The organism is Paenibacillus alkalitolerans, assembly GCF_016482785.1.
Taxonomy (GTDB): domain Bacteria; phylum Bacillota; class Bacilli; order Paenibacillales; family YIM-B00363; genus Paenibacillus_AE; species Paenibacillus_AE alkalitolerans.
This window is the reverse complement of record NZ_JAEMXM010000012.1, coordinates 24,327-49,504: the sequence shown is the minus strand read 5'-3', so window position 1 is coordinate 49,504 and position 25,178 is coordinate 24,327. Positions and strand designations below refer to the sequence as shown.

At 49.4% G+C, this 25,178-nt stretch carries 25 protein-coding genes; 3 read left to right on the top strand and 22 right to left on the bottom strand.

What is annotated here, in order from left to right; genetic code table 11:
• Window positions 1-116: 116 nt before the first annotated feature.
• From JET16_RS18130 to JET16_RS18120, 3 genes are all read right to left on the bottom strand, one after another.
• Window positions 117-758 (bottom strand): response regulator, encoded by a 642-nt coding sequence (locus JET16_RS18130; protein WP_199618197.1) that lies wholly within the window; start codon window positions 756-758, stop codon window positions 117-119.
• Between the two features lie 255 nt (window positions 759-1,013).
• Window positions 1,014-1,661, bottom strand: a complete 648-nt coding sequence (locus JET16_RS18125) for a GGDEF domain-containing protein (protein ID WP_199618195.1) — start codon at window positions 1,659-1,661, stop codon at window positions 1,014-1,016.
• Between the two features lie 191 nt (window positions 1,662-1,852).
• Window positions 1,853-3,211 carry a Cof-type HAD-IIB family hydrolase gene (locus JET16_RS18120; protein WP_199618193.1) on the bottom strand — a complete coding sequence of 453 codons (1,359 nt, stop codon included), beginning with the start codon at window positions 3,209-3,211 and terminating at the stop codon, window positions 1,853-1,855.
• A gap of 94 nt (window positions 3,212-3,305) precedes the next feature.
• Between JET16_RS18120 and JET16_RS18115 the strand changes: the two genes are divergently transcribed.
• Window positions 3,306-3,809 (top strand): hypothetical protein, encoded by a 504-nt coding sequence (locus JET16_RS18115; protein ID WP_199618191.1) that lies wholly within the window; start codon window positions 3,306-3,308, stop codon window positions 3,807-3,809.
• A complete protein-coding gene (locus JET16_RS18110) occupies window positions 3,781-4,299 on the top strand; it encodes a hypothetical protein (RefSeq protein WP_199618189.1) in 519 nt (172 codons plus the stop codon). Before JET16_RS18115 ends, JET16_RS18110 begins: the two co-directional genes overlap by 29 nt.
• Before the next feature lie 108 nt (window positions 4,300-4,407).
• Here the strand turns inward: JET16_RS18110 and JET16_RS18105 are convergent, their stop codons facing one another.
• The 5 genes from JET16_RS18105 to JET16_RS18085 all read right to left on the bottom strand — a co-directional run bounded on the left by JET16_RS18105 (window position 4,408) and on the right by JET16_RS18085 (window position 8,096).
• Complete coding sequence (locus JET16_RS18105) at window positions 4,408-5,043, bottom strand: NUDIX hydrolase (RefSeq protein ID WP_199618187.1); 636 nt, start codon at window positions 5,041-5,043, stop codon at window positions 4,408-4,410.
• Window positions 5,033-5,653 (bottom strand): hypothetical protein, encoded by a 621-nt coding sequence (locus JET16_RS18100; RefSeq protein WP_199618185.1) that lies wholly within the window; start codon window positions 5,651-5,653, stop codon window positions 5,033-5,035. The genes JET16_RS18105 and JET16_RS18100 overlap by 11 nt, the downstream gene beginning before the upstream one ends.
• Complete coding sequence (locus JET16_RS18095; RefSeq protein WP_233531843.1) at window positions 5,653-6,081, bottom strand: GNAT family N-acetyltransferase; 429 nt, start codon at window positions 6,079-6,081, stop codon at window positions 5,653-5,655. Before JET16_RS18095 ends, JET16_RS18100 begins: the two co-directional genes overlap by 1 nt.
• A gap of 98 nt (window positions 6,082-6,179) precedes the next feature.
• The gene (locus JET16_RS18090; protein WP_199618181.1) at window positions 6,180-6,803 is read right to left on the bottom strand and encodes a class I SAM-dependent methyltransferase; all 624 of its coding nucleotides are present in this window, start codon (window positions 6,801-6,803) and stop codon (window positions 6,180-6,182) included.
• A gap of 750 nt (window positions 6,804-7,553) precedes the next feature.
• Window positions 7,554-8,096: a VanZ family protein gene (locus tag JET16_RS18085; RefSeq protein ID WP_199618179.1), complete on the bottom strand. Its 543-nt coding sequence runs from the start codon at window positions 8,094-8,096 to the stop codon at window positions 7,554-7,556.
• A gap of 97 nt (window positions 8,097-8,193) precedes the next feature.
• Between JET16_RS18085 and cysC the strand changes: the two genes are divergently transcribed.
• Window positions 8,194-8,805, top strand: a complete 612-nt coding sequence (cysC, locus tag JET16_RS18080; RefSeq protein WP_233531841.1) for an adenylyl-sulfate kinase — start codon at window positions 8,194-8,196, stop codon at window positions 8,803-8,805.
• Here the strand turns inward: cysC and JET16_RS18075 are convergent.
• The 14 genes from JET16_RS18075 to JET16_RS18010 all read right to left on the bottom strand — a co-directional run bounded on the left by JET16_RS18075 (window position 8,787) and on the right by JET16_RS18010 (window position 25,158).
• Entirely contained in the window at window positions 8,787-10,535 is a 1,749-nt protein-coding gene (locus JET16_RS18075; protein ID WP_199618177.1) for an ABC transporter ATP-binding protein, read from the bottom strand. The genes cysC and JET16_RS18075 overlap by 19 nt on opposite strands.
• A 16-nt stretch (window positions 10,536-10,551) precedes the next feature.
• Entirely contained in the window at window positions 10,552-11,712 is a 1,161-nt protein-coding gene (locus JET16_RS18070; protein ID WP_233531870.1) for a nucleotidyltransferase domain-containing protein, read from the bottom strand.
• A 2-nt stretch (window positions 11,713-11,714) separates the two neighbouring features.
• Window positions 11,715-12,176: a lasso peptide biosynthesis B2 protein gene (locus JET16_RS18065; protein ID WP_199618579.1), complete on the bottom strand. Its 462-nt coding sequence runs from the start codon at window positions 12,174-12,176 to the stop codon at window positions 11,715-11,717.
• A complete protein-coding gene (locus JET16_RS18060) occupies window positions 12,169-12,465 on the bottom strand; it encodes a lasso peptide biosynthesis PqqD family chaperone (RefSeq protein WP_199618173.1) in 297 nt (98 codons plus the stop codon). Before JET16_RS18060 ends, JET16_RS18065 begins: the two co-directional genes overlap by 8 nt.
• Window positions 12,462-13,412 (bottom strand): phosphoenolpyruvate carboxykinase (ATP), encoded by a 951-nt coding sequence (locus JET16_RS18055; protein WP_199618171.1) that lies wholly within the window; start codon window positions 13,410-13,412, stop codon window positions 12,462-12,464. The genes JET16_RS18060 and JET16_RS18055 overlap by 4 nt, the downstream gene beginning before the upstream one ends.
• Window positions 13,413-13,497: 85 nt before the next feature.
• The gene (locus JET16_RS18050) at window positions 13,498-13,635 is read right to left on the bottom strand and encodes a paeninodin family lasso peptide (protein ID WP_199618169.1); all 138 of its coding nucleotides are present in this window, start codon (window positions 13,633-13,635) and stop codon (window positions 13,498-13,500) included.
• Between the two features lie 32 nt (window positions 13,636-13,667).
• Entirely contained in the window at window positions 13,668-15,605 is a 1,938-nt protein-coding gene (locus tag JET16_RS18045) for an asparagine synthase-related protein (RefSeq protein WP_199618167.1), read from the bottom strand.
• Window positions 15,602-16,849, bottom strand: coding sequence for a sulfotransferase family protein (locus JET16_RS18040; RefSeq protein ID WP_199618165.1), 1,248 nt, complete (start codon window positions 16,847-16,849; stop codon window positions 15,602-15,604). Before JET16_RS18040 ends, JET16_RS18045 begins: the two co-directional genes overlap by 4 nt.
• Before the next feature lie 12 nt (window positions 16,850-16,861).
• Window positions 16,862-19,405, bottom strand: a complete 2,544-nt coding sequence (locus JET16_RS18035) for a chitobiase/beta-hexosaminidase C-terminal domain-containing protein (protein ID WP_199618163.1) — start codon at window positions 19,403-19,405, stop codon at window positions 16,862-16,864.
• A 30-nt stretch (window positions 19,406-19,435) separates the two neighbouring features.
• Window positions 19,436-20,776 carry a UDP-glucose dehydrogenase family protein gene (locus JET16_RS18030; RefSeq protein WP_199618161.1) on the bottom strand — a complete coding sequence of 447 codons (1,341 nt, stop codon included), beginning with the start codon at window positions 20,774-20,776 and terminating at the stop codon, window positions 19,436-19,438.
• 5 nt (window positions 20,777-20,781) lie between these two features.
• Entirely contained in the window at window positions 20,782-22,182 is a 1,401-nt protein-coding gene (locus tag JET16_RS18025) for a sugar phosphate nucleotidyltransferase (protein WP_199618159.1), read from the bottom strand.
• 32 nt (window positions 22,183-22,214) lie between these two features.
• Window positions 22,215-23,171 carry a polysaccharide pyruvyl transferase family protein gene (locus JET16_RS18020; protein WP_199618157.1) on the bottom strand — a complete coding sequence of 319 codons (957 nt, stop codon included), beginning with the start codon at window positions 23,169-23,171 and terminating at the stop codon, window positions 22,215-22,217.
• A gap of 40 nt (window positions 23,172-23,211) precedes the next feature.
• Window positions 23,212-23,763 carry an acyltransferase gene (locus JET16_RS30875; RefSeq protein WP_199618152.1) on the bottom strand — a complete coding sequence of 184 codons (552 nt, stop codon included), beginning with the start codon at window positions 23,761-23,763 and terminating at the stop codon, window positions 23,212-23,214.
• Between the two features lie 33 nt (window positions 23,764-23,796).
• Window positions 23,797-25,158, bottom strand: coding sequence for a lipopolysaccharide biosynthesis protein (locus JET16_RS18010; protein ID WP_233531839.1), 1,362 nt, complete (start codon window positions 25,156-25,158; stop codon window positions 23,797-23,799).
• Between the last annotated feature and the right edge of the window lie 20 nt (window positions 25,159-25,178).

Genomic DNA, 25,178 nt, shown 5'->3' with positions numbered 1-25,178 from the left:
GTTCATTGTAACCAAACCGTACGGAACGCCAAACAGCCCGAAAGAGTCATCTTTTGCCTCTTTTTGTCAATTGTTTGACAGCGGCGGCAAGACGGAACAGCTTTTTCGTTCGTCGTTTACTTGTACCCTTGCTCATACGCATATCTCGCCAACTGCACACGGTTGTCCAATTGAAGCTTTTGCAATATTTTTTTTAAATGGTTTTTAACCGTATGTTCAGAAATAAACAATTTCTCTGATATTTCCCGGTTGGACATCCCTTTCGCCACCCAGATTAATATTTCTTGTTCCCGATCAGTCAATGGATTTTCCGACGGCCTTGGAGCTTCGTTCCCGGAAAACTCCTTCAAGATTCGCAGCGCCAATTCCCTGGACATTGGCGCTTGGTCGAAGATGACCGCTTTCAAATATTCAAGCCAAGCTCCCGGATTCAAGTTTTTGAGCAAATACCCTTGAGCCCCCTTCTTCAACGCTTCAAATAAATGCGCAATGTCGTCGGAGACCGTGACCATAACAATTTTCACATACGGATTGCGGGACTTGATCTCTTTGGTCGCCTCCAATCCGTCTATTTCCTTCATATTGATATCCATTAAGATCAGGTCGGGCATCCGCTGCCCGGTTACGAGGATCGCTTCTTTGCCGCTTGTGCACTCGCCTACCACTTCAAATATCGGATCGGCGTTAAGGATCTCTCTCATCCCTTCCCGAGCATGCGAATGGTCGTCCACGATTAACACGCGTACCGGTTGCGTCATTTTTATTGAGTCCCCTCACTTTGTTTTGAAAATATTTCCACACACCTTTCATTTTTGCTCAAAGCCGTACTGGTGAACATGACTCGATAGAGCTAAAAATGCTCAAAACAAAAAACCCCCTTCCGGAGGTTTTTGACAGAAATAGTTCAGTCACGCGTCACAACACTATTAATATAATCGTTGCCAACATTATGATTGAACCTGATAAGGCGCCGGAAAACATTAAGCGGTATCGGAATGTCCCGTTATGCATGTTCAGCTTTCCTCAACCCTGTCGTACTTGCGCAGCAGGTCGCTTAACGCTTCGCGCAGCAATAGCGACTCCTTCTTCTTCAGCTTATCGGACAAGATCTTTAGGCGCCGAACCATCGTTGACGAGTAATAGCACGATTTCATGACCATTTCTTCGTTTGGCGGCAGGGAGACCTGATTGCGGCCGTTCTCTTTCGCGCTTCCAAGCGCGGCGTCGGCAACCCTAATGAGGATGGATGCGTCTTTGGCGTCCCGGGGGTACTGTGCGACTCCTATCGTAATCGTTACTTCGTAATTCTCCGATCCATTTAACCGGAACTTTTCCTGCGATCCGTGCACGGTTTCCCGGAATGCTTCCATTCTAAGAAATGCCTGCTCCAGACTGTTACCGGGAAGAATGACGGCAAACTCGTCGCCGGACACCCGATACGCTTGATCGGGGAAATTGTTCCGCAGAAGCTCGGCAAGACCGGATAAAACACGATCGCCGGCTTCGTGTCCGTAATTGTTGTTCACTTCCATAAAATAATCCAAGTCGAGCAATGCCAAAGCGACGTTGTCCTCGCCGTTAACGGCGGTTTTGAGATCAATCTCAAGCTGCTCCCTCGATGCTAAATCGGTTAACAAATCTTTGCGCAAGATAACTGCCATAACTACAATCACCTCAATATGTATAATTAAATATATATAATTACATATATAAATCTATTATTCACAAAATATATTGTCAACAAGTTTTTTTACAAAATTATCCGGAAAAAGATGAGGATGCAATTTCATATAAATAAAAAACGGATCAACAGCAGCCGGTAAGTCCTCTGCCATTCATCCGTTTCACTCAGTTATATTTTGACCTTCCTTACACCACTGTCGACCTGCCCTTCAAGCAGTCTTTCAATGTACTTCGCAACACCGTCCTCATCATTACATTCAACAACGGTACTCGCTAATTGCAGCAGTTTTTCATTTGCATTAGAAACGGCTATCTTTGTCCCCGCTATTTCAAACATGCCTAAATCGTTCAAATTGTCGCCAAATACGGTAACATCTTCAGGGTTGCAATTCATTAGACCTGCCCACTTCTTCAGTCCTTCTCTTTTATTCGCTTTTCTGTGACTAATCTCAAGGAAGAAGTGATTCTCAATATATTGGTCCTTCATAAAGTGTATATGCACTTCATCCCCGTACCGTTTTTCCACTTCAGACTTCAATGGTTCAAGCTCTTCCGCCAGCCCAATATATGTAATGATTAGCGTTCTATAAGATTCCGGGCATACCAAACGGGTTACTTCAGCAAATCGCGGATCATTGGGGCGGCTTTCGTAGAATGATATGTCGCCTTTTCGGCTCAACTTCTCATGCAGCACACGTTCATCATCTCCTTCATCGAGGGCAAATAAGAACGGGATCAAGCTCTTACCTCTGCCTATACTAACAATTTCATCCGTGATTTGTTTTCCCAACCAATGCCCATCCAGCACTTTGTTCGTGACCGGGTCAAACACAATCGCGCCGTTATACAAAATTATCGGATATTTCCATGGTACTGCTGAAACTATTTTGTTGGAGCTTAGGAAACTTCGCGCCGTGGCGTAGCTTATAATATGCCCTTTGTTTAATGCTGCCGACAAGACATCGATTGTATACTCCGATAATGCCGCATTTGATCTTAGTAAAGTTCCATCGAGATCGGTGAGGAAAAACTTTTGCGCCAACGACGACACCTCTCTAACAGCAATATTTTTTTCGTAAAAAATGACTTCCAGCTCTCCGAACAGCTTGCGGCTTTTTTCAATGTATCCATTCTTTATGAACAATTTTTGGGCAGGCACCTGATTCGAGGTCGTATCCAGCAATAATATTTTGTATCCCTTTGATTTCGCCGACGCTTCCAACGCATTTAAAATTAATTGCCCAAACCCTTTTCTTTGATGTTCCCGATCGACTCTTATCCGCTTCAATTCCGCAGTGTCACGGTCTCGTTTCCGGTACGCTCCCATAGCAACAATTTCTTCGTTAATCGTCCCTACAAAAAATTCGCCGTCATTTAACAAATAATGTTCTTGGATGTTATTCAAATCTTGATCTAACGCCGGATTTCCCACGCTTGCATTGAATTGATTCAGTCCGTCAATATGCAATTTCAAAACTGCGTCATGGTCGGACTGCCGGTATTGTCTTACTATCAACAATTCTATCACTTATTTACGCACTCCTTTGGGTATACTGTATATTTTTTCCTCCATGGTCCATCCTAGGAGTATATCCCGCATTGCAAAAAAGGGGTGCTTCCTGATGCCGGTCTTTCTGACCGCTATTTTTTTCAGCGTAATCGGTCTCGCTTTCATACCCGTTCTGCGGAAATCGCTTCATCCTTTGGAAATATTGGCTTGCTGGCTGTTGCTCGCTTCGCTGGAACAGTTCGCATATGCGATACTGAGCGTGAATCTGCATTTCGTTGAGGTCAGCGGCAACCACTTCAAATTTTATGCGGTCAAGCTGGAACAGCTCGTGCTTGCACCTGTGATCATATTATGCGGTTCAAGCGTGTTTTTCTCGAAGTTGAGGATATCGCTGCTAAAAGCGGCAGGTCCGGCGGTCTCGGTGGTTGTGCTTTGGGGCATGCAATACTTGTATCATCTAAGCGAAACCATTCATTTTATCAAGTGGACTTGGGGACAAGACATCATCAAAAATACCGCATTGGCCGCGATGTCTCTCGCATTTCTCGCGTTGTTCAGATACTTCTTGCGAAGGAAGGGGGTTTTCCGTGATTTTATATCCTCCGGTTCGCTTTGACGCGAACGAGTGGTTTATCATTATCGTGTCCATACTTTCATGGTTGACGTTTTTATTGCTTCCGCGGCGTCTTTCGACCGTCAATTTATTCATCATATGGCTCTTAAACGGACTTCTGGCGTTTACATTGGATTTCTCCCTTGGCGTTAAGCCGTTCGATCTTTACGATTTCGGCGACCGGCCGGAATTCGAGTGGTTCGATATCGCGCTGTACCTGTTCACCTATCCGCCTTCGCAATTTTTCATGCTGTACGGTTATGACAGATGGAAGCCTAAGGGATGGTTGCTCTGCGGATATTTGCTTTTGTTCAGCGTTGCAACGACGGGCCTTGAAGCGATGGCCACCTATTGGTTCCACGTGTTTACTTATAAGGGATGGAAGATCCAATATTCTTTTCCGATTTATGTGGTCGTTTTCGCCTTGAATCTTGCGGTATACCGATACGTACAGCGTTACGTGCCGAAAAAAACAGACCTGTCCGCCGCGTAGTCCGACAGGTTTGTTTTGCCTATAAAACCTTCTCCATATGTACTTCCTCGTTGTCTTCTTGAACCGGTACAATCGAACGCCTAGGTACGGGAAATCGCTCATGCTGAATCACGTATACAGTTTTTCAATGCCATTGAACAACAAATCGTAATATTCGATTGAGTACAAAGCAAAATCATCTATGACAATATCTCTTCTAACATTCGCCATTACCCCGTTCATTTCATCAAACATTATTCCCTCAGACGGTATCGCATTGACCTCGCCATTCAGCAGGTGCTTAAATTGTTTAAATCCTATAAAGAATAACCCGGAAATCTCGCTGGTCTGGAAATTATATTTGCTTAATGGCAAATTACACTCATATATGAAAACATGGTTGAACTCCCGGTCGATTAGATCTTTCGATATAATACTTTCCTCAGCGACGGTACCGCAAAAATGCAATTCGTTGATTGACACATACAGCCCAAGCTCTTCTTGCAGTTCGCGCACTCCATCTGCCGCCGACTCTCCGGTTAATAAGTGTCCTGCGCATGACGTATCAAGGAGATCGGGGAAAGTGTCCTTATCTTTATGTCGTAATTGCAATAATAGTTTGAGTTCGCCTTTTGTCGAATTATTTATGATCCAGCAATGGAAAGTCTGATGCCATAATCCCTGCGAATGCACGTTCTCACGGGTTTCGACACCAATTTTCGCCATCTGTTCATCGAAAACATCAAATAACTCCTCACTCGGCATATGATTTCTCCTTGTTTGGTGTACCGACTTGAAGCCTGACAATTGTTTGCCATCTGTCCGGCGACGGATAACACTCCGGAGGGTTCAAATACACTTCCCGTCTGCCGTCCAACACCTTATACCCTTTGCTTGCAGCGTAGTCCTTCAGATCCTCGACGATCTTACCCGATTCCCGGTAGTGTCCCACATGGAGCTTCTGAATGCAGAAACCTTGTTTTACGGATACAAACTTCGTGCTCGGAACGGTTTCATCCCTGTATCTCTTCACCACACTTGCTCTCGCTTCTTCGTACATATCGAAAGTGATAAGGTCAGGAACCTGCATCATCTGACTATAGCTCCACGCGTCACCGCCGATGTTTTCGTACCATACGATTTCATGCGGCATCAGCTTAAACTGATAGCCGTTTCTTTCTTTCGTAATTCTTTTGAGTTGGTTTACCGTTTTCCAAACCGCCCAATATTGTTCTTCCGGCCGGCCAAACGAATTAAGCTTCCCTTTACCTTCTTGAACAATAAATTGTAAAGCAGGTATCTCTATTTCCTCAATTATGCCCGGTTTCATGTCATAGACGGATCTATAAAGCTTTCGATTGTCGTTTACTTTCATCAAATCAACTCCATAATCATATGAATATCCCTCGGTTCCTTGTTAAACAGCTCTTCATCAACCTCTTTTGTTAACTGACTCCCGTTGCTTTCATAAAAAGATACAGCGGACCTAGTTTCGGTAGACGAAATATATAAATACTTAGCGCCCCTTCTTCTAGCCTCATCCGCCAGTTCATTTAATATCCGAGTTCCTATCCCCCTCCTTCTATAATTTCTAGATACGTACATTAAATCTACCTGGAGCCGGTCTTGTTGGATTCCTCTGAACTTATGAGCAAGCACTCCGAATCCGATCAAGGTTTTCCCGTCGAATGCCCCGACAGCCATGCCGCCGTTACGCAATTCAAATAAATAACGTTCTTGAATTTCTTTCAACATTTCTTGATTCCAATTGGGACAATCATGATCCGTGCTAACTTCCGTCAAGTTCCCATTACTCATCTCATATATGAGATCGATGTGTTCCGACCGGTCGATCTGCTTTAGTTTTCCGACCTCGACTTCGGTTAGTGTTCGATATGTAATCATTGCTGACCCCGCTTTCTTAATACGAGCGATTGAAAGCCCAACTTCGTGCCTGTCGTTGGGACTGCCTCAAAATCCACTAACTCGAAATATTGTTTGGCTTTCACCTGTATATTTTCATTATTGTGAAATGAAAAGAATCGCTTAGGCGTGTATGGATCCTCCTCCCAAATTCCTTCGCTGTCGTAACCGCCATATAGTCCCAAATAAAACAGTGCTCCGGGCTTCAATACGGTCTTTATATTATTCAGCACAATATGTAAGCTGCTCTTGGGCACATGGAGCAACGCATTCAAAGACCATGCCGCATCGAACGAGTCTTCTTCAAACTTTAATGAATAAAAATCCATCACTTCCGCGTTTAAACCTTTATTGCGGCAAGCTTTGACCATTTCCGGACTCAAATCAACGCAATGCACATCGAAACCGTTAGACTGCAAATATTGCCCGTGCTGGCCGGCGCCGGCGCCGAGATCAAGAAGCTTCAAACCTTGCGTGTCATCGAAAAATGAGATAAACCGATTTAATTCGTTAAGCTTCCAACCTTCGATTTCCGGCTTATCCCTTAACTTCGCATTAGCGTTATAGCTTTGTAATAATGTGCTCTTAACATCCGTATCCACACGAACACCCTTTCAAATTTTTTTCTGTTTCTCTCTTTATACCATATCCCCCATCGACAAAATTTGACCATTTCCGGTCTCAAATCATAAAAAGTAAGTCAAGGCCACTAGTCTTTAAGTACCAGTCATGTTGACCGGAGCCGGCGCCAATATAGAAAAGCTTTGAGCCATGCATGTCAATAAATCCAAATGATAACCCTCGAGTAAATAAAACTAGGGATAGTTTACCATATTTTTAGGTATATTCTCATTCCCATTTGTCTTATCTTTCGTTATAATAAGTATCATTTACATCAAAAGACGAAAGCGTATGCGAATGGTTGCCCAGCCGTCACGCTAAGGGGACAAATTGAAGATGAACGATAATTCCACCAATCAGCCTTTGAGGAAAGGCTGTTTATGGGGTACTCTCATAACGCTGCCGTTTTGGCTGCTGGTCCTATATTTTATCTTTAGGTAGTGGTCGAAGCATAGGCTCAAAAATTGACCCTATTTATGAATATTAGATCAATTTTTGAGCCTATCAGTCGGTCTGCGTGGTGGATTGATAGACATAAGATCAATAATTGAGCCTATTCCGCTGTAATGCCCTCAAAAATCACTTGCCGAGTTTGTAATAAGGTCAAAAGTTGACCCTATTCCTGCGAATAGAGTCAATATTTGGCCTTATTCCCCATCCATGCGCAGCATCGCGGTAATACAAAAAAAAAGCGTACCGAGTGTCCATGAGAACACTCGGTACGCTTCGTTTTATACCGATGAAGGGCGGTTCATGCCTCTACGGCTGCGGCTGCGGCTGCGGCTGCGGCAAATACGGTTAATCGCAAAGAACGCGGCAACACCCAGCATACCGCCGGCCATATCGATGAGCACATCCTGATAAGCCGGCGTCCGCGCCGGCGAAAAGCTCTGATTCAGCTCGTCGAGCAATGAGATAATTAATACAACGAGCAGGGACAGACTCGAGGAGATCCGCCTTTGCTTACAGTAAAGATTCAATGTGAAGGCGGATAACATCGCAAGGACGCCGTACACAAACAGATGGGCGCCCTTCCTGAACAAAAACTCGATAAAACCGAACGGATTTACATCCCGCCTGTACTGCTTTCCGTCGTAACGGATATCGAGATCGGGTAGAATCCGCTCTGCCGTTTCCAAAGACAAGGTCTGGCGCAAATAAGGCTGAATCGTCTGAACCCGGTATGGCTGGGAGGAGAAAATAAATATTAGGACAATCACGCCTGACATTAGCGCCAGCGCTGCCCGCCGATACCATATATTCCGGTTTTTCAAGCCGGGATCGCCTCCTTTCCGATTCGGTCATAAGCATCGGCCACGAACTCTATGATAAAATAAATATATACGCATTAATTCCAGAGGAGATGGAACCTTGAACCCGAATAGCGGCAACCTTACTTGGCACCAATCCAATGTCACCCGGCAAGACCGGCAAAAGAGAAACCGTCACAAGAGCTGCACATTATGGTTCACAGGCTTGTCGGGTTCCGGTAAATCTACGCTCTCGTTCTCTGTGGAGAGGGAGCTTTTTGCAAGAAACATCGCAACTTACGTATTGGACGGGGACAATATCCGGCACGGACTGAACCGCGACCTCGGATTTTCAAGCGGCGACCGGAAAGAAAACCTCCGCAGAGTCGGAGAAGTTTCGAAATTGTTTGTCGATGCCGGCCATATCGTTCTAGCGTCTTTCGTGTCGCCGGACGAGAATGACCGCTTGATGGTCAGAGAGATGTTTCGTCCGGATGAATATATCGAAATTTTCGTAAAATGTTCGTTGGAAGAATGCGAGAAGAGAGATCCGAAAGGCTTGTATAAGAAAGCGAGAAACGGGCAGATCGAAAACTTTACGGGCATCAGCGCGAAATACGACATACCGAGGACGCCCGAACTGATCATTGATACGGAACAGTTGACCGTCGAGCAATCCGTTGCCTCCGTGCTGCAATATCTGGAGGAACGGAACTACCTTACCAGCTGTTGATTTCCCTCCTGCTTAACGACCTCTCCTTGCTCCAACACGATGACTTGATCCGCGTTGCGAATGGTCGACAATCGGTGGGCGATGACGATGATCGTCAGCTTCCCCTTCAACCGGTCGATCGCATTCTGAATTTTGGCTTCATTCTCGTTATCCAGCGCACTGGTCGCTTCGTCCAGTACAAGGATCGAAGGCTTCCGGAGAATCGCCCTGGCAAGCACGAGCCGCTGGCGTTCCCCTCCCGACAGCCTGACCCCCCGGTCGCCGACAACCGTATCCAATCCTTCCGGGAGCATCTTGACGAACTCATCCGAGGCGGAGAATCTCAACGCTTCCCACAAGTCCTCTTCATTTGCTTCCGGGTGAACGATAAGCAAATTCTCCCGGATGCTTGCGTTGAACAGGAAAGGATCTTGTGATACATAGCTGATCGAATGCCTGAGCGCCAACCGCCCCTCGCTCGTAACAGGAACGCCGTCGATCAGGATCGTCCCCCGCTCCGGCTCCAGAAGTCCCATCAGTATATCGATCAGCGTGCTTTTCCCGGCGCCGGATTTGCCGATGATCGCGGTCATCCCCCCCGCCGGAATATGGATGCATATATTTCGCAGAGCATAAGAAGAACCGTTCGGATCATGACGGAAATATACATTGCGGCATTCGATTCCTTCAACGACCGGCATCGGCTCCCTGGCGGCGAACGTTTCGAAAGCCGTCTGCTCCCTGGCTTCGCTGCATTCGGCTTCCAATCGCAGCACGCTGCGGAAAGCGGGAACGGAGGAAACGATCTGCTCCGCGCCGGACTGAATCGACGTGAACCGCGGCCATAACCGCGCGAAGATGATGATGATTAGCAGTAGCTGGTTCGCGGCGACATTCAACACCTCGACCGACAAATATACAAACAACGCGATCAGCACCGCGGCAGCCGTTTTGTATAATAATTGGGTATTGGCTTGCAGCCTTGCAAAGGTAACGAAGTTCGATTCCATCCGGTCGACCAGTGAACGAAACCAGGCAAGGTGAGACGCTTCAAGCCTGTTGCTCTTAATGTCCTTGATGCCGTTGAAGTGATCGGTTATGCCGGCGAAATAGCTTTGCGACAGTTCGGTCGTATGATTGCCGACCGCTTTCGCCCGGCGCACATTTTTGCGCATAAATAACGCAATTGCAATGCCGCTGGCCAGCACGACGGCCGTCAGCTTCGCCGACAGCCAGAAAGCGAACCCGAGCTGAATGACCGTGAACACCAGTGACGCGTTTAGCTGCAGAAACAAGTACGTCGCTTGACTGACGCGAGCCAGCTCGGACGTCAATATATGATGAAAATCGGATTTTCGCTGTTTTACGAAAAACATCCATTTCGAGCGCATCAACGATTCATAGATGCCAAGCCGCAGGTGCCGGATGAAGCCTTGTTGAATACGCACGCTCTGGATGCTCTGCCCCCGCTGCAGCAGCGCCTGTCCGGCAATAAGAAGGATGTAGATGGCTAATATAATAGGCAAGCCGGATTGGGCGGGCATTCCCCGTAAAGCTTCAAGCAGCGGGGATACCAACGGGATTTGCTCCATGCCGGCATCGAAGAGACCGATAAGTCCCAACATGGGCACCAACAAATAAATGCCGACCGCGTCGAAAACACTTAGCGCGATCATGCATAACACATTGACGTACAGTCTGATTCCCGCAAACCTGTGCAGCTTTCTCAAGTACAACAATATGTGCGTCATCTGCATTCCTCATCTCTTATGCTTGCTGCCTCATTTGCCGCCATAACCAGACGAAAGGTCTTAAGGGGAAATATAGAAAATGCAGCGTTTTGGGCAGCGGCAGCGCCTCCGCGTCCCTGAAACTCGGATATAATTGGCTGATCAAGAAAAACATTTTTTCCCGCGTAGTTTTCAAAGCAAACAAGTAGCGTTTATAGTCTTTCTCCATATCCTTCGAAGTCGGTATTACAGTGTCGCGAATAAATAAGATCGAGCGCTGCGCCAACTCGCGCTGCCGTTTGTCGGAAATTATCTGTTTCATGCTGTCTGGAACCGGGGTGTTTAATAGCCTGGAAGCAAGAAGTAAAGCTTGTCCTCCCAGATGGAGACATTGATAGCGCCGCATGAGTCGGATGAGCGCATCCCAATTCATGTTCTGCCGCGCGATGCAGTCTATATCGGCAAGCCACCGGAGCCGGAACCACGCGTGACGCGCGCCGTGAGAAACAAGATATATAAACAAATCCTCGCTACCCGGCAAATAAACCGGATAGCTTGTGAGCGAGCTGGTCCTCCTCCGTTCCCAGAGCTCCTCGAACGGCGGTTCTTTACCCATGTCGGAATTTAATCGCCAATGTATTTCCACCTCAATCTTCGTCTGCGGATGAAAATACGAAATATGATGCTTCTTCCACTTCCAATTGAATACGCGGGGAACGTTATTTTCGCACGCATAGCCAAGGCTTGTCAGTATTTCTTCCGCTTTCTCGATGTCCGCCATCGGAATCAGAATGTCCAGATCCTTCGACGTTCTAAGCGACAGATCCCCGTATAACTCTTTAGCAAGGACAGGCCCTTTCAATACGAGCGGGGAAACCCCGTTTTCCTGAAGCGATCTGCACAACCGCTCCATCTCCACGCTTAACCGAAGCATCTGAATCGTATTCTTGCCGTAATCCATGCTAAGAGCTTGCAGGACATCGGCAGGAATCAATTTGCTGTTCTGCATATTCGTATAAACTTGCGGATAAACGCGATGATGTCGGACCAGCTTCAGAAATTGATTCCAATCGATGTCCGGAAGCGGCTGCTTGACCGGATACCGCTCACGTGAACCGGCATCTGTCTGCATGAACGCAAGCATAACGTTTAATTCCTTGGGAAAAGAGCTTACATCTAGAGTATGGTCGTTCTCCATCGTCAAGCACCTTCCATCCTGTCTCTTTTTGCCGTTCCGAACACGGCTACCGTCGTGAATCTCTTCATCTCTTCGGCTCCTGTAATATAAAAGGGACCGCATCTAAGCCATGCATGAGCGATCAGCTTTCCCGAATCGTCCCTTGCCGTTCCCATATAAAGCGTACATTCGATGCGCCGCCGTTCCAGCATTTTTTTGGCGGCGATCGCTCTGACCAGACATTGGCTTTCCCAGAACGTATGCCGGCTCATGACCCGGACCGCTTCCTTCACTTGGCGGATCGTTCTTTCATTGTCCGGATCGTGATCCGGAGGCGTTTCCGTCATGCGCCTCCCCAAAGAAGGAGCGATTTTGGAGAACGGCATGGCTTTCAATATACGGGCCCAGCCTAAATATACGAACGCTTCCAGCATGAGCCGCTTCTTCTCCGCCGGTAAAGATAAAAATTTTATTACTTTACGCATCAAGCTTCCGAACCTCAATCAATGCTTCTTTGTGCAGGGTTTGCAGGAAGGCGTTAACTTGATCCTCGCACGCTTTCCGGTCGACTTCATACTCCGAAACAAGCGTATCGATCACATTGTTCACCGTGGTCGGCGAAGCGAGCAGCTCCCAAATTCTGCCGCCGATTTTTCCGAGATTGTAATACTTCCCGTTATTGACGCTCATCATGACCTTCTCGCCGTTCATGTCGCTCACAATATAACCTTCCGCTTGAACGATCGTCTGTTCAGCCAAGTGTAAATTCGTCATCTTGCGGTCACTCCTTCTTCAATAGTTCGAATGATTTCGGATGCCAGACGTTGTGCAGTGAACCCCTCCGCCGGCCTCTGCAGTTGATAGACGGGAATCCGATTGGCGATTTCCGTTGAGAGGTTGAAATGCCACTGTTCCAAGCCCAACCGGCGAATCAGCATATTTCTGTACGTATGCAGCAGCATGATCCGAAGCCGGTCCAGGTTCGGCAGACTGCTGACACGGACCGTATTCCCTTCCGATTTAACAAGCTCAAACACCCCGGCAAGCGGGACAGGCTCGTAACAAAAGCGGGAAGACACCGGCACCGCAAACTTCGTCGTTTCCCGGTAAATAGTACGGTAATTTCCGGATTCCATTCCAAGACGATGGATGCTTTCCTGCCACAGCTTCTGCTGGGGATAAGACGGCACGATGACGGGAAAGCCGCTTCGGTCCGCATCGGTAACGGCAATGACGTCGTCGCTCACGAGCTGATGTCCCATATTGACAAAAGCCGCCGCCAGCGTTGATTTGCCCGCTCCCGAATCTCCAAGGAACGCATAGGCATTGCCGCCGATTACAACCGCGCTTCCATGCAATGGGAGCACCTTCCGGATCATCAGCAGCGCGCCGGTGCAAGTTCCCAGCAAATACACACGCACTTTCTCCATATCGGCGTTCGGCAGCGGTGCAACGGCTATCTTGCTCCCGTCATCGTCGATGCTGAAAATCGCTGTTTCCGGTATGAGGAACAAGAACCGGTTATCTTTTCGCACGAAGTTGCTGCCGCACTTCTGCAGTTCATCCCATAACCGGTTCGGATCGGCCGTTTCAATGACAACATCCGCGTTCTCGTTCTCATCGCTAATATCACTGAATACGGGTAGTTCGGGCAAAGGAATCGAGCTCGACAGCCGTATGCCGAATGCCTTATAAACCGTGTGTCGTACGGCGGATATCATGTTGTTCACTCCTTTCGTAATGAAAAGAAGACCCTAATACAATCCATAATGGATTGTATTAGGGCCAACCCCTCAGGAAAATTTCTCAGCTTGGAGTATAGACGTCCATGTCGTCCGTCGTAACCCAGTCGATATTCGTCGTGCCTCTTCCGTACATCGTCTCGCTTACATTCAGCGTTTCGAGTGCCGGAATTTCCCATTCTTTTTTCACTTGGTTTTCCATGCTTATCACCTCCTTTCAAGCTTTCTGAATCGTCAAGAAATTCTTTTCAAGAACCGGTAGACGATAAGGCTTCGCATCAGCGCCCTCATCTCCGGATGAAAAGCGTACTCCGGGCGCGGCTGCCCTTCATGCCGCGATACGGTCGCCTTAATGCTGTCGACATTTAGATAACCTGAAACTGCCGGGTCCGCGCAAAGCTGCTTTAGTTCATCGATGAACGGCTTCCATAGAGGAATCATCCGATGAACCCAATCCGCTCCCTGAATGCCCCTTACGCGTTGATTCAGTCTTACTTCATCGGGCAATTCATGCTTCATAGCCCTTCGGATAAGCGCGCGGTCCATGCCGTTGCGGACATACTGTTCGAACGGCACCGAAAAGCAAAACCGGACTACTCTGGGATCGCAAGTCGGATCGCGCTCCCATACGCCATAGCGCAATGACAATTTCGTCGCCGTTGCGCCGTTCCTATTGCCGGCGGCCGGATTTTGCAGCTTCTCCTTGCGAAGCTCCAGCGGATCGGTAATCATAGAGCCGTTAACGCCGATCCGACTTTCCTTCAGCTTGACGAATACTCCGGTTCGTTCGGCGAAATCGGGATGGATAAGCAAAGATGGAATGTCGGGGCCGTTATCCGGCTTCGACCGGTTCGCAAGGAACGGGAAAGCCTGCTTGCCGATCACGGACATCAATCGCGATCTGCGAACTCCTTTATTCGCGCTGTAGAGCCGAAGCTCCCGCATGAACAGCCCCCATTTAAGCTTCCTGAAGAGAAGCGCATAGTATGGGATGGCCGGTCCCCACGAGACCGTAAAATTCCCCCGCGCTCCGGTTAACAGAACGCCTGCGCCCTGTGCTCCGGCTTGCATATGAATCCCTTTCAGCCAGAAGGAGTTTTCGAAAAATTTGTAAGGCGTCTCGAGAATATCCAGCCAATCGTCCACTTCGGACAAAGGACTGATTCCTTCGAAATCCATGTAACTCTCCGTGATGTTGCCTGCCCGCCTAGCAGTAGCCTGAATGAACGGCCGTTCGTCGGCGGCCGTGCTGTTCGGCGTCCAATCGGCAAAGTCGCGGGCCGGGATGTAGCTGTAGGTTTGTAAAGTTTTCCCTTCCTTCCGCAAAGCGCGCGCCGCAAGACTGGCGACCGCTCCCGAATCGAGTCCTCCGCTTAATGTCGCCGCGACCTCGCGATGCGTCCGGATTCTCGACTTCACCGCCTCTTCGAAAACATCGCGAAACGCTTCTTCGTACTCGTGATCGGACTTTAAGCGGAGTGTCTCCTGCGGTACCAGGGAGCCGTATCCGGCAAGCGTAACGTTCCCGTCCAAGACGGTGATCGTATGTGCCGGAGGCACTTGCAGAATATGCCGGTACGGCGTCGAACAGGCATCGGTGCATTCGAACATTTCCGGTATCGCCAAAAATTCGGCAAGCCAAGTCTCATTTAGAGCCTTCGTCACGTCCTGTAAAGCAAATATCGGCTCAATCGTCGTACAGAACGCAAGGCGCCGGTCATCGCGATGATAATACAGGGTACGATTGCCGAATAAATCCCTCGCGCCGAACAGCAGCCGCTTCTTCTCATCCCATATCATGAATGAGAAGTCGCCGATGATATATTCGGGAGCTTGCCGTCCCCATTTCCGGTAGGCAAGCAGGATAAGCTCGCTGTCTGTGATCCCGCCGCGATCGGCATGCCGAACCTGCAGCCGGTCAAACAATTCCCGGCGGTTGTCGATAATGGCATCCGCCGTAATCGCCAACATATTGTCCCGGTCGTAATAGGGCAGCCGTTCTCCGACGGATTCGGGCGTAACCCGTTTGATCCGGCATCCGAGGAAAACCGGACCCTCGGCCAACGTATGCGCATCGTCGGCATCGTACCGCTGCATCGCTTCCATCATCCCGCCGCCGCAGCGGCCGGCCGGTTGCCCGTCAAATCGCAATATACCGGCGATGGCGCTCATTTCTTCCACCCGCCGTTGTTGATCAAGTATGTTGAAGCCAGATGCGACAACCGGTTCCCGAACGGAATGATCGATTTCACCCGGTTTATCTTCCTTCTCATGGAATCAAGCTGAGATTTTAATCGCCTTTGTTCCATTGAACTGGTCTCCAACCGCTTCTCAAGCGTACGCACGGTCATCTGAAGCTGCAGCAATTCCGAATGTAGACGGTTTTCCATGCCGCTCTGCACCGGGACTGCCAACCTTGACCCGGCAACCGCATCCGATCTCAATTCATAGCCTTCCTTCCACCTGCAGCCTGTCGAATCCGCTAATTGCTTGGTGCGTAAGGCAATAAGGTCCGCATCCGGTTCCATCTCGAATCGTACGCCCGTTAATTTCTCAGCCTCATCCAACTGCTCGCCGTAACCGAGCTCGTGGAAAATCCGCGCTCCGAGGACACGGCCGTACATCTCAATCTCCTGCTTGTCCAGCACTTCTTTCCAGATATGGACGGAATCCGCATTAGGCTCCGAATGCTTAGCGACAAACGGATCGCCGACGCCCATGCTGAAGTACAAGTCGGACTTGGCGGTATTCATATAATGACCGTAGTTTTCCAACCCCTCTTCGTATTCGGCTCCCAAAAACCGGCAAACGTCGATTAACTGCGGCTTGGGCTCGGCAACCAGCTTCTCGTAATACAGCCGGTAAGCGTAAGGGTTGTCTTTAGCGAAGTAATTGAAATAACGGAACAGCCCGATCGTCAAATCGGCGATTTTCATATCGAAAGCCGGATTCCGCAAATCTTCCTTCAGACTGAAGCGTTCACCCCTAATCTCGCTCACCTTCTTATAAGATGAGAGGATGGAAAACGGATTGCGGATTAACCAAATTCGCCGGGAATGCGGGAACAGGGTGTCCATAAATTCCAACAAGTAGTAATACCGGGGCGATTTGTCGATCACCATCTCCGCTCCGCCGCTGCTTTGCAGCAAGCCGTTGTATATTCGGAGAGCAAATTCTCTGCACGCCTGCTCGAAGGTTTCATCGGGCACCACGCCGTTAAGAAATTGATTGATGATGCCCGCTCCGCCGTACGAACGGCGCTGCGGCATTCGCAGGTCATGAAGACTCATCAAAAACCACATTTCCTGCGTGGCAAACATTTTGCTGTGATTTTGGAGCATCACCGTTGCCAGAGAGCTGCCGCTTCTGGGCGTACAGAGCAAAAAGATAAGATTATTGCCGGTGGAATCGACCATCGTTCATCCCCTTCACTTTTTGCTGAAATCGTAGTAAAATCTCGGCCGTTCGCCGAGAATCACTTTATATATGTCGTAGTTCGTATTCATCACACCGTGCAGATAATCCTTATAAGGACGATCCGCAACATTGAGAAGTCCGGAATTGTAACGTTCTCCCCATTCGCCCTGCCAAAACCTGCCGAGACCTGCTTGATCCACATAATTGAACAGATGCGTGCCGACAACATAGGGCAGACTGGCGACCCCCTCGACGTAATTCCGGTAGCGCATTCCGCGCTGGAACTGGTTCGCGGCCGAATTGGGAAGGAGAGGCTTCAGCCCTTGCTCTGCCGTGCCGTAACCGAATTCGCTCATCAATATCGGTTTGCCGCCCGACTTTTCATGCAAATCATCAAAGAGCTCTCTCTCGATCTTATAGGTGTAATAGTTGATGCTGATGACATCCACGTACTTGCCTTCCGCTTCCGCCAGCATGTCCCGAATTTTCTTATTGTGGAAGGTGGTCGTGATCCACCGGTCCCCTAGCAGCATATGATTGGGATCGTATTTGCGGTACAACCGGGAAACCGTCCCGAAGAACGTATCCAGATAATACTTGTAAAACTCGTCCATATCGCGCCAAGACTCCGAAGTTTTCAACGGCAGCTCCGCTTCATTCAATTGTTCGAACGAATCGAAATTCGCCTTCCAGCTGTCATTGAATGCATCGATGGTCCGATATTTAGTTTTCAACGCTCCTACTAATCTGCCTTTGATCGCAGCCTTGCTCGCCTTCAGCTTCGGCACATGCGAATAAAATTTATGGAAATCGTATTCGTTGTCGATGAAATACCCGATCAGCATCGGGTCGTCCTTGTAAGGCTCGAGCGTTTTTTCGAACACCCGATCGATCTTCTCTTCGGCATTCGGCGCAAATATGTCGAAGATCGAGATCCCGTCAAGCTTGGCCCAATTCATGCTGTTCAGCGGCAGCATCCGCACGTAAGGGAATTGGTTCTGCTGACCGTATTTTTCGGGAGAATAGCCGCCTACACCGTTGAAGCCCCACTTCTTGAGCCTCTCAACCGCCTCCGAATAGATGGAATGCTCTGTTGGAAACACTCCGGTCTTGCGGTACTTATTCGCTATATAGAAAGAAAAGTTGCCTTTCCCGATATAAGCGTTCTTGTACTCACTTTCATACCGGGGAACGGATTCAAACTTGTCTTCTCTTCCCTTGACCATGGTATAGGTCTCAATGGGTGTAACTCCGTTTACCGCCAAGCTGAAATACAGATTGCCTTCGGGCGTCGTCATGACCTTGCGCTCACCCAACTGCTGGATGGCGAAAAATCCTGTGCGCCGCAGTCCGTATTTCTCCGCGCTGCCGGCCAATCCGCCGTAACGGTCGCGGTCGGAAGGCGGTTTCAGGCTGTCGTAATAAGCGGCATCCGCCTCAAAGTCCGAAACCAACTCCTCTTCGCTTGCCACCTTGCCTCGGAAATTCGCAGCCTTCATCTGGCCGAACCTGTCGACTTGTATATCGCCGCCTGCATTCAACGAGTATTTTTGGATCGGACTCGGTTCCATGCCGTCTTTGACCGCGTAAGCTTCAAGCACACTGTATCCTTGCAGCCGGAGCGGCTCGGAATAAGGCAGGAAGTCGGGTCCCTTGTTCAAACGGTAATAAATGCGCGCATCTTTCGTTTCCGATGATAATGCGGCAATAACCGCCCCCTCGTCTTCGGAGGTATCGAGCTTCACGGAAGCCGTGTTCCGATTGATGATAACCTGCGACAGATGCGGCGACCAAGCTTTGGATCCGAGCATTTCGATTTTTAAAAACCTTGTTCCCTCCGGCAAAGATAAAGCCTCGTATGCGTACTTCTGCCAGTTGTTTACTTGATAGCCGACAGGATACGACTGAACGTTCACTTCCGTATACTCTTTGCCGTCCGGCGAAACGTGCAGCCGAAGCGGCTCGAGCGGTATGCCTGCTGTAAAGTAGCTGCCGTAAATCAAGAAGGAGTTAATGTCGTAATACGTATTGTAAGTGACGGTGCCCGGCGACGCCGTCGAACGAACGAACCTGCTTTTGTCGTTGTCGAAGTAATAATAACGGTCCTTTGCAATGTACAAATTCGAACGGCCGGCGACTTGTTTGAAATTATCGAGCGTATCGATCATTCCGACAGGCGGCTCCCCGGAACGGACCGGCTCATACCGGTAAGTTGAAACTTTGCCGGCCGCCGCCCGGCCCGTACCGGAATACTTCACGGCGGTTGTCTTAAGCAACAGCGTGTCCGTCACCGCGATCGGAGATTTGTAATGCTTGCGGGTAAACGAGAACCGCGGATCGCTGCCGTCCGTAGTGTAATACACGACATCCCCCGGCGAAGCCTTGTTGAGCAAGACCATGCGTCCGTAGGGCACCTTTCCGGACGGTACGCTGGAACTTACACCGGATTCGCCGTTGTACGCCACTTCTTCATCATCATCTTCTTCCCCCATAACAGGGGCCGGAATCAGGCTTACGATCAAAGTGAATGCCAGCAGCAATGCAATTTTTTTCATGACTCTTCCTTTCTCTCCAGATCCTGTTGTTTAGTATTGTAAGATCGGTATCTCCTCTTTAACGCCTTGGTTCAGACGCGGACGGCCGATGGAATAATAGACGAAAGCCGTGCCCGCCAAATCTTCTTCGTTAAACACGTTGCGTCCGTCAATCAAGATAGGTTTACGCAACAACGTCTGCAGCTGACGAAGGTCCACTTGGGCAAATTCATCCCATTCCGTCAGCAGGCATAATGCATCCGCTCCTGTTGCGGCTTCCAACGCCTCCTGACACCAAACGACGCCGGACTGCCCGAACAAGTGCTGGAAGTTCGGCATCGCGATCGGGTCGTACGCCTTCACCTGAGCTCCGCTGCCGACTAGATGCCGAATAATTTCCAATGCGGGCGATTCCCGGACATCGTCGGTATTCGGTTTGAATGAAAGCCCCCATACCGAGATCGTCTTCCCCTGCAGATCGCCTTCAAAAATCGTTTCCAGCTTTCTTATGACACTGAACCGTTGATCCTGATTCACTTCAACGACGGAACGGAGCAATTTGAACTCGTAATCGACGTGACCGGCGATTTGAATAAGGGCTCGCGTATCTTTCGGAAAACAGGAGCCGCCGTAGCCGATGCCCGCTTTAAGAAACGCCGGGCCGATCCGCTTGTCGTATCCCATCCCTTCCGCCACCCTGGTTACGTCGGCGCCAACCTTCTCGCAAATGTTCGCAATTTCATTGATGAATGAAATTTTCGTTGCCAAGAACGCGTTCGATGCGTATTTGACCATTTCCGCGGTGCGAATGTCCGTCACCATGATTTGATCCGTCAGCGCCCGGTGCAGCTCCGCCATCGTGTCGGCGGCGCTTGGCGAATCGGCGCCGATCACGATACGATCGGGATGCATCGTATCCCGGACGGCCGAACCTTCTCTCAAAAATTCCGGCAGCGATATGCTGTCGAACCGCTCGCTTGTTCGGCTGCGGATCAGGTCTCTAACGCGCTCGTTCGTTCCGACGGGCACCGTGCTCTTCACGGCGATGATTTTATACCCGTTCATCGCATCCGCAATTTCGGCTGCCGCTTGATCGATATAAGACAGATTCGCTTCACCGTTCGGCAGTGACGGCGTCCCGACCGCGATAATGACAATCTCGGATTGCCGGACGGCGCCGTTCAGATCGGAAGTGTAGCTCAGCCTGCCCGCAGACATATTTTTAACGGACAGCTCCTGCAGACCCGGTTCGTAGATCGGAACGCCTCCGTTTTGCAAGGTTGCGATTTTTGCCGGATCATTGTCGACGCAGATGACTTGGTGGCCAAGCTCCGCATAGCATATTCCCGACACGAGTCCGACGTATCCGGTGCCGATAACCGCAATGTTCATGTTCATCACTCCATTACCGTGCAAAATTGAATGATATCGTTCCAATCAAGCTCGAGCCGCACGATGTCCTCTTCGATCAGCTGCGTCCCTGTTTGCACTTCTATAATTTCGATATCCTTTTCCGCCCGCAAGCTGTGTTTTTTCCCTTTCGGAATCGATACGACATCGCCGGCCGACACGGTAAACCGCCGGTCGTCGAGTATCATATCCCCTTGCCCCGAGACCACAGTCCATACTTCATCCCGAAGGCTGTGGTACTGGTAGCTTAAATTTTTTCCGGATGCGATAAATATCCGCTTCGTCAATACTTCCGTTCCGTCCGGATATTTAATGTAATCCAGTACCCGGTACCGGCCCCAGCGCCGCTCTTCGTACATCGGGCGTTGATCCGAATGCTTCATCACTTCTTTAATAAGCGGACTGGATGCTTTGTCCGCCACAAGGATGCCGTCCGGACTGGCCGCCACAATTACATTGGACAGGTTAAGCAGCGTTACCGGAATATCCAATTCGTTAATGACGTGCGTATTCACCGAACCTTCCGTAATGATCCCTTTGCCGATCAGCGGAGCTTCGATTTCCTCAGTCAGCGTGTTCCAAGTGCCGAGATCCTTCCAGTCTCCGTCATATTGCACGGCCGCAACCCGGTTCGCTTTCTCCACCACTTCGTAATCGAAGCTGATTTTAGGAAGTCTGCCGTAACGCTTCAACATTTCTTCATACTGAATCGGCAGCTCGTACGCAATCAGAATGTTGATGAGAAAATCCAGCTTAAATGCAAAAACCCCGCAGTTCCAAAGCGCAGACTGGCGAATCATCTCTGCCGCTTCTTCTTGACGGGGTTTCTCGCGGAAGCTGTGGACTTCCACGAACGGCCGGTTCGCATCGGCTTCGGCACCAGCCTCAGCTTCAGCTTTCTGCTTCGGAATGATGTAACCGTATTTCTCCGACGGATAAGTCGGTTTAACGCCCATGAGCGCTAAATCGGCATCGGAGTTGTTCAGTACGTGCTGCAACTCCTCAAGCTTATGGAAGAATGATTGTTCGACGTAAGGATCAACCGGCATTACGACAACCGTCTCATTGAGGCTAACGCTTTCGACGGAATACAAATACGTGGCGGCCAGCGCAATGGCGGGGAACGTATCCCTTCTTTCGGGCTCGACGATCACATTTATATCGCTTCCCAGTTGGCTGTGAATCATCTCGACCTGCGCTTTGCTTGTCGCCACATAGGAGTGTTCTTGCAAGCCGGCTTTCCCGATCTGTCCCCAGACTCTCTGAATCATGGACTCCAGACGGTCTTCGTCATTTTTCAAGATTTTCAAAAACTGCTTCGACCGTGAATCATTCGATAGCGGCCACAGCCGTTTGCCGGAGCCTCCGGAAAGTAGAACGATTTTCATATGGTCCCTCCGCTCTTCTATTTATTTATTTTCTATTTTTTCGTCTGATTCGCCAGCAATCTCGCCGAAGTGATGCCGGATGTCCAGGTCCGGTAGTAGTTGGCGTTCTTGCCGTAGGAGTTATCTATCAATACGTTCGGCTTATCCATCAGACAAGACAGAATATGCCCGTGAAGCCTCGATGTCTGCACTTTCTTGTAGCTGCCGAACCGGTCTACCGCTTTCTTTACAAGATAGTCGGTATACGCGCCCCAAATCTTGCTTACGGGCAGCGCGCCGCTTCCCTTTTCAAGCATTTTGGAAAAGAAGCGAATCGATTTCTGCTCGACTTTGCTGTAGAGCGTCGACCAGTCCAAGCAATCTCCCAGACCTGAAGCTTCAAGCTGCTCCTGCTCCGTAGTCTTCTCGATATCGGTTCGGAGGAAGAAGAGCAGATCCTTGTCCGGATTGTATCGATTCTGAATCGGCCATAATTGATGAGCCATATCCGGAGACAAATATATGTTGCATGTCTTGAATTTGTCTTTCGCCATATCCGCCGACAGTGTGTCGCGAACATATAGATGCAGGTCCGGATGCCGATTGAAGATCGTTGCCGTTCGGTTGAATTCGAAATTATTCTTATAGAAAATCGTCTGAGGCAGTATGACCACACGGTGTCCCGGATAGTCGGAAACGATTTTCTCGCGCAATTTCTGGTGCGCCGGATACAGGTCGCCGAAATTTCCCCCGCCGTGCAGCACAATAATGTGATCCTTCGGAATCGGCAGCTTTTCCGGGAAATCGTAGACGCTGTACCGTGCCCGGACGTTTATTTGATAATCTTTGAAAAATGTTTCCGTACCCTTCATAATCAGCAGATCGCCGCCGTTACCGTGAACCGGATAATCGATGTAGTAAATGTTGGAACGGGGCGGGATCACGTCCAATATTTGACGAAGCCGGTGTTTAAGCTCATCCATCGGATGAGCGAGTGGTATGGTTTGCATCAATCCGTCTCCTTTTTGCATTTCTTCTCTATCCTTCCCGTCACTTAGTCCACCTTACATTCGTTTTAACTAGCTTCGCCGGAACCCCTGCAACAAGCGCATAGGCGGGCACATCCTTTGAAACTACCGATCCGGCCGCCACGACGGCGCCCGTACCGATCGTGACACCCTTGAGGATGATCGATTTGTTTCCGATCCACACGTTGTCCCCGATAACCGTCGGCTTAGTGGGCGTACTTCCTTCGATACAATGGTAATCGGTATCCATAATGGAAACATCCCAAGAAATCGCGCAGTTTCTGCCGATTTTCACGAGCTTCTTGCACATGATTTCAGATCTTCGATTAATAAAAGTATGGTCGCCGATTTCAATGACTGCCTCGTCCGAATCCAAGAAAAATCCGGTATTTCTGTGCAGGATGACTTTGTCGCCGATTATGAACTTGGCATGCCTGGCCTTCGACACCGTCACTTTGCCGCCCACCCGCAGCAGCTTTCCGCATTTATCGAGCTTTCTTCTGAACAACAAGCCAAGTATTATTCGATAACCGAATTTCGCGTAATCCTTGAAACTTCTCCCGCTTTTATTCATACCGGTCTTGTTCGCCCTTCAACTCCATTACTATTAGGATTCTGTTTTCCGAGAAAATTGTGTTTTTCTAGACAAACGCTCGATCAGAAAGCGCATATCGCCCTTATCGTAAAAGATGCCGGCAATGCGCACCTTGAAGACGACCTTCATGGCGGCGACCGTAATGAGAATGCGAACAACGGCGCCAAGCAATAGGGCAAGCGCAATGCCGTTCAATCCGTACATCGGCGTAAATATGAAAAATAAACCGATCGTTACGGCAAGTGCGGCCGCCTGACGTGCGGCCACAAGACCCGGACGTCCCATTGCGTTAAACGAGGAGGCGAGAATCCATGAACCCCCTCCGACGATGCATTCAACGGAAAGCAGATAGAAAGCACCGCTCGCTTCCAGAAACTCCTGCCCGAATAAGATGCTCAGCAGGAATCGCCCGACGATCATGCCCGGAATGACCGCTGCCGTCATGAGCAGCAAGGAGAGCCGGAACGCCCTGCTAACCGTCTCTATGATTTTTTCCTTATCCATCCCGGTCACCTTCGGAAAGATGACGTTCGAAATCGCCAGCTGAACCGCATTAAAGACGCGGGATAACATATATACCACCGAATACAAACCGAAATCTCTCGGCGTAAGCAGCGACAGGATGATGAGCTTATCGAACTGCGAATATAATGTGCCGAGCAGTTCAACGCCGTACACCCTTCCGCCGTAACCGAACAGCGCCTTAGGCGCCATGCGGTCCGCGAATTTCCGAAGCCAATTGAAGGTTAATTCCCGCCGCAACATGTACAAAGCCCAGAAGACAACCATCAGGCACGTGATGAAAAAGACAGCCGCAGCGTTATGCAGGTTCAATTGGCCGGCGGCCCACAGCGCCAGCAGCCCCAACAGATTGCTCATGGGAACGTACACCCGCAAACCGTTGTACAGGTTGAATTTTTCCATGCTTTGCGCAAGCGCCGAAATCAAATTGACGGCCAGCAGCGTCGGGAGCGTTATGACGGTATACCATTGAGCGATTCGGATCACGTCCGCCGAATAGTTCCCCAGCCAGACGGGAAGATACACCCAAGCGATGATGCCGGCGATAAGACTGACGAGAATTTGGAACAGAAAACCCGCTTTGATGTATTCGGCTCCATAGCCCGGATTCGTCTTCATATTGTAAATAAGGGAAGTCGGCAGCCCGAAACTGAGAATCCCGGCCAGAAAAGTCGGCCAGAACAGGATCGCGGAGAACTCGCCCTTCCCTACGACTCCAAACAATCTTGCCGTAACAATGGACGTCAACATGCCGAGAAGCATAATCATCAGATTGGCGGCGCTTGTATGCAAGATCGTTTGGAACACTCCGCGGCCGTGTAAAACTCTTTTGATTGCCAGTTGATTGATCATTCCCGACATCCTTAGACCGG

Bases quoted from the DNA above. Each gene is read 5' to 3' on its own strand.
- JET16_RS18130 (WP_199618197.1), bottom strand. From the start codon at position 758: ATGACGCAACCGGTACGCGTGTTAATCGTGGACGACCATTCGCATGCT.
- JET16_RS18125 (WP_199618195.1), bottom strand. From the start codon at position 1,661: ATGGCAGTTATCTTGCGCAAAGATTTGTTAACCGATTTAGCATCGAGG.
- JET16_RS18115 (WP_199618191.1), top strand. From the start codon at position 3,306: ATGCCGGTCTTTCTGACCGCTATTTTTTTCAGCGTAATCGGTCTCGCT.
- JET16_RS18105 (WP_199618187.1), bottom strand. From the start codon at position 5,043: ATGCCGAGTGAGGAGTTATTTGATGTTTTCGATGAACAGATGGCGAAA.
- JET16_RS18100 (WP_199618185.1), bottom strand. From the start codon at position 5,653: ATGAAAGTAAACGACAATCGAAAGCTTTATAGATCCGTCTATGACATG.
- JET16_RS18075 (WP_199618177.1), bottom strand. From the start codon at position 10,535: ATGACGCACATATTGTTGTACTTGAGAAAGCTGCACAGGTTTGCGGGA.
- JET16_RS18070 (WP_233531870.1), bottom strand. From the start codon at position 11,712: ATGGAGAACGACCATACTCTAGATGTAAGCTCTTTTCCCAAGGAATTA.
- JET16_RS18065 (WP_199618579.1), bottom strand. From the start codon at position 12,176: ATGCGTAAAGTAATAAAATTTTTATCTTTACCGGCGGAGAAGAAGCGG.
- JET16_RS18060 (WP_199618173.1), bottom strand. From the start codon at position 12,465: ATGACGAATTTACACTTGGCTGAACAGACGATCGTTCAAGCGGAAGGT.
- JET16_RS18055 (WP_199618171.1), bottom strand. From the start codon at position 13,412: ATGATATCCGCCGTACGACACACGGTTTATAAGGCATTCGGCATACGG.
- JET16_RS18050 (WP_199618169.1), bottom strand. From the start codon at position 13,635: ATGGAAAACCAAGTGAAAAAAGAATGGGAAATTCCGGCACTCGAAACG.
- JET16_RS18045 (WP_199618167.1), bottom strand. From the start codon at position 15,605: ATGAGCGCCATCGCCGGTATATTGCGATTTGACGGGCAACCGGCCGGC.
- JET16_RS18040 (WP_199618165.1), bottom strand. From the start codon at position 16,849: ATGGTCGATTCCACCGGCAATAATCTTATCTTTTTGCTCTGTACGCCC.
- JET16_RS18035 (WP_199618163.1), bottom strand. From the start codon at position 19,405: ATGAAAAAAATTGCATTGCTGCTGGCATTCACTTTGATCGTAAGCCTG.
- JET16_RS18030 (WP_199618161.1), bottom strand. From the start codon at position 20,776: ATGAACATTGCGGTTATCGGCACCGGATACGTCGGACTCGTGTCGGGA.
- JET16_RS18025 (WP_199618159.1), bottom strand. From the start codon at position 22,182: ATGAAAATCGTTCTACTTTCCGGAGGCTCCGGCAAACGGCTGTGGCCG.
- JET16_RS18020 (WP_199618157.1), bottom strand. From the start codon at position 23,171: ATGCAAACCATACCACTCGCTCATCCGATGGATGAGCTTAAACACCGG.
- JET16_RS30875 (WP_199618152.1), bottom strand. From the start codon at position 23,763: ATGAATAAAAGCGGGAGAAGTTTCAAGGATTACGCGAAATTCGGTTAT.
- JET16_RS18010 (WP_233531839.1), bottom strand. From the start codon at position 25,158: ATGATCAATCAACTGGCAATCAAAAGAGTTTTACACGGCCGCGGAGTG.